Source organism: Frankia tisae (genome assembly GCF_025403405.1).
Classification (GTDB): Bacteria; Actinomycetota; Actinomycetes; order Frankiales; family Frankiaceae; genus Frankia; species Frankia tisai.
Genome location: NZ_JANEZT010000384.1, coordinates 1 through 6,273, shown reverse-complemented (window position 1 = coordinate 6,273; position 6,273 = coordinate 1). Strand labels below are relative to the sequence as shown.

The window sequence follows — 6,273 nt, the reverse complement described above, 5'->3', positions numbered from 1 at the left end:
CGGCGGCCTCCGGGGCGACGGCTGCGGCGACCAGGCCCGTCCTGCCGCCGCTGGACACCGCGCCCAGCCCCGACGGCACGCAGGCGCACCCGTCGTCCGCCGGCGTCTGGTCGCCGATGGGCCGCGGCCGCCGGCCCGCCCTCGTCGCCCCCGTCTTCGCCCTGTTTCCCGCGCTGCGACCGGCGCATCGCCGCGGGATCGCCGCGACGGCGACGGTCCTCGCCGCGGCGGGCGCGATCACCGCCGTCCTCGTGGCGGCGCCGGGGGAGACGACCCGGTCCACCGCCAGCACGTCGCCCTCCCCCACCGGCGCTGCCGCGCACCCCGCGGCAACAACCACAACCGCGACCGCGGCCGGCCCCGCCGCGCCGAGCCCGGCGTCGGTCTCCCTGGTCGGCGCGACAGCCACGCGGCCCCTGCCCGCCGGGCCGCAGCCCGCCGCGGCCGCCGCTCCGGCCGCCGCCCGCGTCGTGCCTGCGCCGAGACCGCGGCCCGCCGGCACGCGCCCGAGCACCGCCCCGCCGCGGGACCCGTCCGGCCGGGTCGACACGGCGAGCGCCTGCTCCGTGCCCGACATACTGCGAGTCCTCTCGTTGCTCGGCACCGATGGCCGGTGCGCCCCGATCGTCTTCGGACAGCCCGAGCGCGCCGCCAGCGGACAGGCGGGTGACCAGCTCGGGAAGGCGCCTCGCTTGCAGCGGTCCGGGCCCGGCGGTCGCGTGGCCGGCGGCGGGCGCCACTCCCGCGGCTAGTCCGGGTCCGCGGTGTCGACGAAGCCGCTGCGGTAGGCCCACCACCGCCTGGGTGCGGTCCCGGACGCCGAGCTTGCTCAGCACCCGCTTGAGGTGGGAGCGCACCGTCTCCGCGGACACGGTCAACTCGGCCGCGATCTCGGCGTTCGACCGACCCGCGGCCAGCGCCCGCAGCACCTGCGTCGCCCGCTCGGTGAGCTGCTCGGCGTGGGCGAGCAGCTCCCGCTGCGGGGCCCGCCGGCGGGCCAGGACGGCCAGCAGGCGGCGGGTCACCGCGGGTGCCACCAACGCGTCGCCGCCGGCCACGGTCCGGATGCCCTCGATCAACTGCTCCGGTGTGGCCCGCTTGAGCAGGAACCCGTCGGCCCCGGCCGTCAGCGCGTCCTCCACCACCTGATCGAGATCGAACGTGGTCAGGACGAGCACCCGCGGTCGGGGCGGCGGCCAGCCGGCGATCTGGCGGGGGGCCCAGACGCCGTCCCGGCGCGGCATCCGCACGTCCATCAGGACGACGTCCGGCCGGTGTCGGCGGCCTCCCGCACCGCCTCGTCGCCGGTGGCCGCCTCACCGGCGACGGTGATGCCCGGCTCGGCGTCCAGCAGCGCCCGCAGGCCGCTGCGCACCAGACCGTCGTCGTCCGCGAGCAGCACGGTGATCATGCGACGCCGTCCGACAGGGCGGGCAGCGTGGCCAGGACCCGGAAGCCGCCGCCCACCGGACCGGCGTCGAACGAGCCACCCTCCAGCCGGGCCCGTTCCCGCATGCCGACCAGGCCCCGCCCCGCCGCGGGCGCGGCGAACCCGACGCCCCCGTTGAACACCTCGATCCGGACCAGATCCGCGGCGGGGGTGATCCGGACCCGGATCCGAGCGACGGGCTCGACGGCCAGGTCCGCCTCCCGACCCGTCGCCCGGATCCGCTCGACGAGCGCGGCCAGGTAACCCAGGTCGGGCGACCGCCCGACGTCCGACTCCCGCGGGTTCAGTATCCGCAGCAGCCGATCCAGCTCGCCGAGGGCGTCGCGCCCGGCGGTCTCGATGTCCACCAGCGCCTGCCGGGCGAAACCCGGATTGTCCTCGAACACCCGCCGCGCGACCCCGGCCTGCAACACCATGACGTTGACGGTGTGCCCGAGCGCGTCGTGCAGCTCTCCGGCCAGTCGGGCGCGCTCGGTCAGCAGCACGCGTTCGGCGGCGAGCGCGTGTTCCCGGGCCTCCCCCCAGGGTGCTGGCCTGCCTGCGGCGGCGCATTCCCGCCGGCTGCGGGCGGCGTCCCCACCGATCGTCGCGATCAGAAAGCACATGATCACTCCGGCCAGGTCCGTCATCACCGTCGGACCGTGATCCAGCAGGACGTAGCCGGTGACGGCGGCAACGCAGATCGCCGAGCCGGCCAGTCGCACCGCGAGGCCACCGAGCGCGAAGCAACTGAACAGCGCGATCCATGGCGGCCACCGGGCGGCGCCGGTGGACCGGTCCACCGTGCTACAGGTCTTCCTCTACCTGCACATCGCGTTCGGCGCCGTCGCCCTGCTGCTCTCGCCGCTGCAGCTCTCGGCCCGGGTCCGGGCCCGCGTCCCCCGGCTGCACCGGGTCGCCGGCCGGATCATCGTGGCGGCGATCTGCGTCGCGGGCACGGCGGGCGCCGTGCTGTCCACCGTCAACCTCGCCGGTCCGATCGGGACGGCCGGCTTCGGCCTGCTGGCGGTGCTCTGGGCGAGCTTCGCCGTCACGGCGGTGCGGAAGATCCGCCGCCGTGACGTCCTGGCGCACCGCCGGTGGGCGATCCGCACCTTCGCGCTGACCCACGCCGCGGTGACACTACGGCTGTGGATGTTCGTCATGAGCGCCGCGCAGATCGGGATGGGCACCGACTCGGAGGTCGCCTTCGACCGCGCCTACCACGTCGTCCCGTTCCTCTGCTGGGTCCCCAACCTGCTCGTCGCCCAGTGGCTCCTCGACCGCTATCTTCGCGGGCGAAACTTCGCCTACGAGGCGCCGACGCCGGAACAGGTCGACGCCGCGGCGGCCGCGATCCGCGCCCAGTAGCAACCAGCTGCGGAATGCGGTGCGATGCGCCCGGTCTGCAGGGTTCGGACCGTGCAGAGCGCACCGCAACCGGCTCCACCCCGGGCGCAATCGGCTCCAGCCCGATCCGTGCGCGCGGACCTACTCGCCGTAGGTGGTCTGCCTGGTGACGTGGTGGGTGTCGTTGAAGCCGCGCAGGACGGCGGGGCCGTCGGAGTACCAGTCGATCGTGGTCAGCGAGACCAGGTCCAGGTGCAGGCGGTACAGGACGGTCGGCTCGGCAGCCAGCGCGAGCTGGGTGAGGCCCTTGATCGGCGTGACGTGCGAGACGACGAGGACCCGCTTGCCGGGCTGCTCGACGAGCAGCCGGTCGCGGGCCCGGGCCACCCGGGTCACCGTGGAGATCAGGCTCTCCCCGCCGGGCGGCGGCACGTTCGGGTCCGCGAGCCAGGCGTTGAGCTCGTCGGGGAATCGTTCGCGCACCTCGCCGAAGGTCATCCCCTCCCAGGCGCCGAAGCTGGTCTCCCGCAGGTCGTCGTCGACGACGTAGTCGCGGCCCAGCGCCTCGGCGGTCTGCCGGGCCCGCTTGAGCGGCGAGCTGACGATCAGGTCGAACGGCTCGTCGCGCAGCCGGTCGGCGACCGCGGCGGCCTGGCTCATCCCCAGGTCGGTCAGCGAGGCCTCCACCGTCCCGCTGAACCGCTTGTCGACCGACAGCGGCGTCTGGCCGTGTCGCAGCAGCACGGTCGTCGTCGGCGGCGCGGGCGGGGCCATCCAGCCGGAGAGCCGATTGGTGGTGGGGGCGCGGTGCGGCGCCGGGTCCGGCGACTGCGGGACCGACGGTTCCCAGCTGCGCCCGGCCGCGGCGGCGTCCATCGCCTCGTTGGCGAGGCGGTCGGCGTCGGCGTTGCGGGCGCGGGGCACCCACTGGTAGCGCACGGAGCGCAGGGTGCGGGCGATCGCGGCCGCCTCGTCGGCCAGGGGACGCATCGACGGATGCTTGATCTTCCAGCGGCCGCTCATCTGCTCGACGACGAGCTTGGAGTCCATCCGGGCCTCCACCTCGGCGTCCGGGGCGATCTCGGCGGCGGCCCGCAGCCCGGCGATGAGGCCCGAGTACTCGGCGACGTTGTTCGTGGCATGGCCGATCGAAGCGGCACGCTCGGCGAGCACCGTCCCGTCCGCGGCGTCCCGGACCAGGGCGCCGTAGCCGGCCGGGCCCGGATTACCCCGGGATCCGCCGTCGGCCTCGACGACCAGCCTGCGCACGGTGCTCATCGGATCTCCCCTCGACCTTGCTACAGCCCCGACCTTGCTACAGCCCCGACTCGGGGGTACGGACCAGGATGCGCCGACATTCCTCGCACCGCACGACCTCGTCGACGGGAGCCGCGGCGACTGCTCGCAGGTCGCCCCCGGAGAGTTCCAGATGGCAGCCCTGGCAGCGCCGGCGCAGCAGCGGCGCGGCACCAACCCCGCTGGAGGAGGCCCGGATCCGCTCGTACAGCGCCACCAGCGCCTCGGGCAGCTGCGGGGCGAGGGCCGCCCGGTCCTGGCGCAGCCGGGCGGACTCGGCGTCGATCTCGGCGCATGTCTTGTCGCGGGCGGTGGTCGCGGTGTCGACCTCGGCCTGCAGGTCGGCGCGGCGCTGGGCGAGGGCCGCGAGCTGCCCCTCCAGGCCCTCGACGGCCTCCATCTTCTCCAGGGCGTCGTCTTCGAGGACACCCTGGCGGCGGGCCAGGGAGGCGAGCTCCGCCTGAAGGTTCTCCAACTCGCGGGAGTTCGTCACCGCTCCGGACTCCAGCCGCTGCGCATCGCGGGCCGAGCGGGTCCGGACGAGCTCGATCTCGTTTTCCAGCTTGCGCTGGGCGCGGGTGACGTCCCCCAGCTCGGTGCGCACTCCGACGACCTCGTCGTCGAGGGTGCCCAGGGCCGCGGTGCGTTCGGTGATGACGGCGAACTCGGGCAGCCCACGCCGACGGGCGGCCAGCCGGTCGAGGCCGGCGTCGAGGGCCTGCAGGTCGAGCAGGCGAAGCTGGATTGCTGGGTCGGCCTTCATGAACTCCTCACCGGTGTGTCCTTCATCGGCGTCGGCTGCGAACTCGACCCGACGAGCCGGGCATCCGCGCCTGGGGCGCCGACTACCGGGACGGAATGTGCAACCGCCAGGGATCGGTCACGATAGCGGACACCGATGCACTCACCGTACGTCCCCGGGTCCGCAGCCCGGCCTCCAGACGCGCGGTGGCCTGCGCGAGCCACGGCCACTCGCTCGCCCAGTGGGCGACGTCGACGATGGCGATCGGATGCTCCCCCACCGCGTCGAGCACATGGTGATGCCGTCCGTCCGCGGTGACCAGGACATCGGCGCCCGCAGCCCGCGCCGCGCCGGCCAGTTCCCCGCCCGAGCCGCCGCACACCGCGACCCGACGCACGAGCTGGTCGGCGGCCCCGGTCGCGCGCACCCCGCCGGCCGTCGCGGGCAGCGCCCGGGCGACGCGGGCACAGAAACGGTCCAGCGGCTCGGGCTCGGGCAGCTCACCGATGCGCCCCAGCCCCCGGCACACCGCCGGGGCCGGCACCGCCGCGTCCCCGGCTGGTGGTCTCGCGGTGCCGCCCGCCTGCGCCGGGTTCTCCGCCTGCGCCTGCTCCTCCGCCTGCGCCTGGTCCTGGTCCAACGGGCCGACCCGGCGCAGCCCGATTGCCGCGGCCAGCGCATCGCTGACGCCCGGGTCCGCGACGTCGGCGTTGGTGTGCGCCGTGTACAGCGCGACCCCGGCGCGGATCAGGGTGGCGACGACCCGCCCGCCCGGTCCGGTCTCGGCCACCCCGTGGGTCCCGCGCAGGAACAGGGGGTGGTGGGTGACGAGCAGCTGGGCACCGCCCGCCGCCTCGACGGCCACCTCGACGGTGGGATCGACGGCGAACAGCACCGCGGAGACGGGGGCCTCGGGGTCGCCGACGGCCAGCCCCACCGCATCCCACGACTGCGCCCAGGCCGGCGGATACGCCTGCTCCAACACGGCCACGCAGTCACCGACCGTCGCCAACCTGGTGCTCATCACGGTGACCCTACCCGTACGGTCGCGGTCGTCTGCCAGCCGGTCACGGTGCCGGCCGACGTGCCGAGGTCCCGCACGCGACGCACCCTTCGCCCCGTAACGTCACCCCTGGCAACGCACCCTGTGCAGGGGTGGCGAGCCGCGAGGAAAGGGAACTCGTCATGGCGGACGTTTCGGTGCGATTCCAGGTTGCGGGGGATTCAGAAATTGTGCTGAACCTCTCGACCCCCCAGGCCGTCCGCCTCGTCGAGGCAATCATGCGCAAGGTCGCCGACGCGATGTCAGCGCCCCCGGCGGGTGGCTCCGGGCCGCATGGTCCCGTGACCGGCGGCGCTGCGCTGGGCGGTCCGTCGATGGGTGCGCCGGACCGGTCGGCCGTCGGCTCCGCCTGGTCGGACGTTTCCCCCGGGCAGAACCCCTTCCCACCCGAGC

The 6,273-nt window shown here is 74.9% G+C and carries 8 protein-coding genes; 2 read left to right on the top strand and 6 right to left on the bottom strand.

What is annotated here, in order from left to right; genetic code table 11:
• The 3 genes from NBZ85_RS34130 to NBZ85_RS26120 form a co-directional block, all read right to left on the bottom strand.
• The coding region (locus NBZ85_RS34130; protein ID WP_308205224.1) for a LuxR C-terminal-related transcriptional regulator at window positions 1-1,244 on the bottom strand (1,244 nt) is incomplete at its 3' end.
• Between the two features lie 11 nt (window positions 1,245-1,255).
• The gene (locus tag NBZ85_RS34125) at window positions 1,256-1,411 is read right to left on the bottom strand and encodes a response regulator transcription factor (protein ID WP_308205223.1); all 156 of its coding nucleotides are present in this window, start codon (window positions 1,409-1,411) and stop codon (window positions 1,256-1,258) included.
• Window positions 1,408-2,232, bottom strand: coding sequence for a sensor histidine kinase (locus NBZ85_RS26120; protein WP_261557889.1), 825 nt, complete (start codon window positions 2,230-2,232; stop codon window positions 1,408-1,410). The genes NBZ85_RS34125 and NBZ85_RS26120 overlap by 4 nt, the downstream gene beginning before the upstream one ends.
• Window position 2,233: 1 nt before the next feature.
• On the opposite strand from NBZ85_RS26120, the gene NBZ85_RS26115 reads away from it, so the two are divergent.
• A complete protein-coding gene (locus NBZ85_RS26115) occupies window positions 2,234-2,800 on the top strand; it encodes a DUF2306 domain-containing protein (protein ID WP_261562788.1) in 567 nt (188 codons plus the stop codon).
• Window positions 2,801-2,920: 120 nt separating this feature from the next.
• Here NBZ85_RS26115 and NBZ85_RS26110 read toward each other — a convergent pair whose 3' ends face one another.
• From NBZ85_RS26110 to NBZ85_RS26100, 3 genes are all read right to left on the bottom strand, one after another.
• On the bottom strand, window positions 2,921-4,057 hold the full coding sequence (locus tag NBZ85_RS26110; RefSeq protein WP_261557886.1) for a bifunctional RNase H/acid phosphatase: 1,137 nt from the start codon (window positions 4,055-4,057) through the stop codon (window positions 2,921-2,923).
• A 37-nt stretch (window positions 4,058-4,094) separates the two neighbouring features.
• Window positions 4,095-4,838, bottom strand: coding sequence for a zinc ribbon domain-containing protein (locus NBZ85_RS26105; protein WP_261557885.1), 744 nt, complete (start codon window positions 4,836-4,838; stop codon window positions 4,095-4,097).
• 82 nt (window positions 4,839-4,920) lie between these two features.
• Window positions 4,921-5,841 (bottom strand): Nif3-like dinuclear metal center hexameric protein, encoded by a 921-nt coding sequence (locus NBZ85_RS26100; RefSeq protein ID WP_261557882.1) that lies wholly within the window; start codon window positions 5,839-5,841, stop codon window positions 4,921-4,923.
• Window positions 5,842-6,002: 161 nt separating this feature from the next.
• Here NBZ85_RS26100 and NBZ85_RS26095 point away from each other — a divergent pair.
• A partial coding sequence (locus NBZ85_RS26095; protein WP_261562787.1) for a hypothetical protein occupies window positions 6,003-6,273 on the top strand: 271 nt, incomplete at its 3' end.

Excerpts from the sequence above, each read along its gene's own strand:
- NBZ85_RS26105 (WP_261557885.1), bottom strand. The coding sequence starts at position 4,838 with ATGAAGGCCGACCCAGCAATCCAGCTTCGCCTGCTCGACCTGCAGGCC.
- NBZ85_RS26100 (WP_261557882.1), bottom strand. The coding sequence starts at position 5,841 with ATGAGCACCAGGTTGGCGACGGTCGGTGACTGCGTGGCCGTGTTGGAG.
- NBZ85_RS26110 (WP_261557886.1), bottom strand. The coding sequence starts at position 4,057 with ATGAGCACCGTGCGCAGGCTGGTCGTCGAGGCCGACGGCGGATCCCGG.
- NBZ85_RS34125 (WP_308205223.1), bottom strand. The coding sequence starts at position 1,411 with ATGATCACCGTGCTGCTCGCGGACGACGACGGTCTGGTGCGCAGCGGC.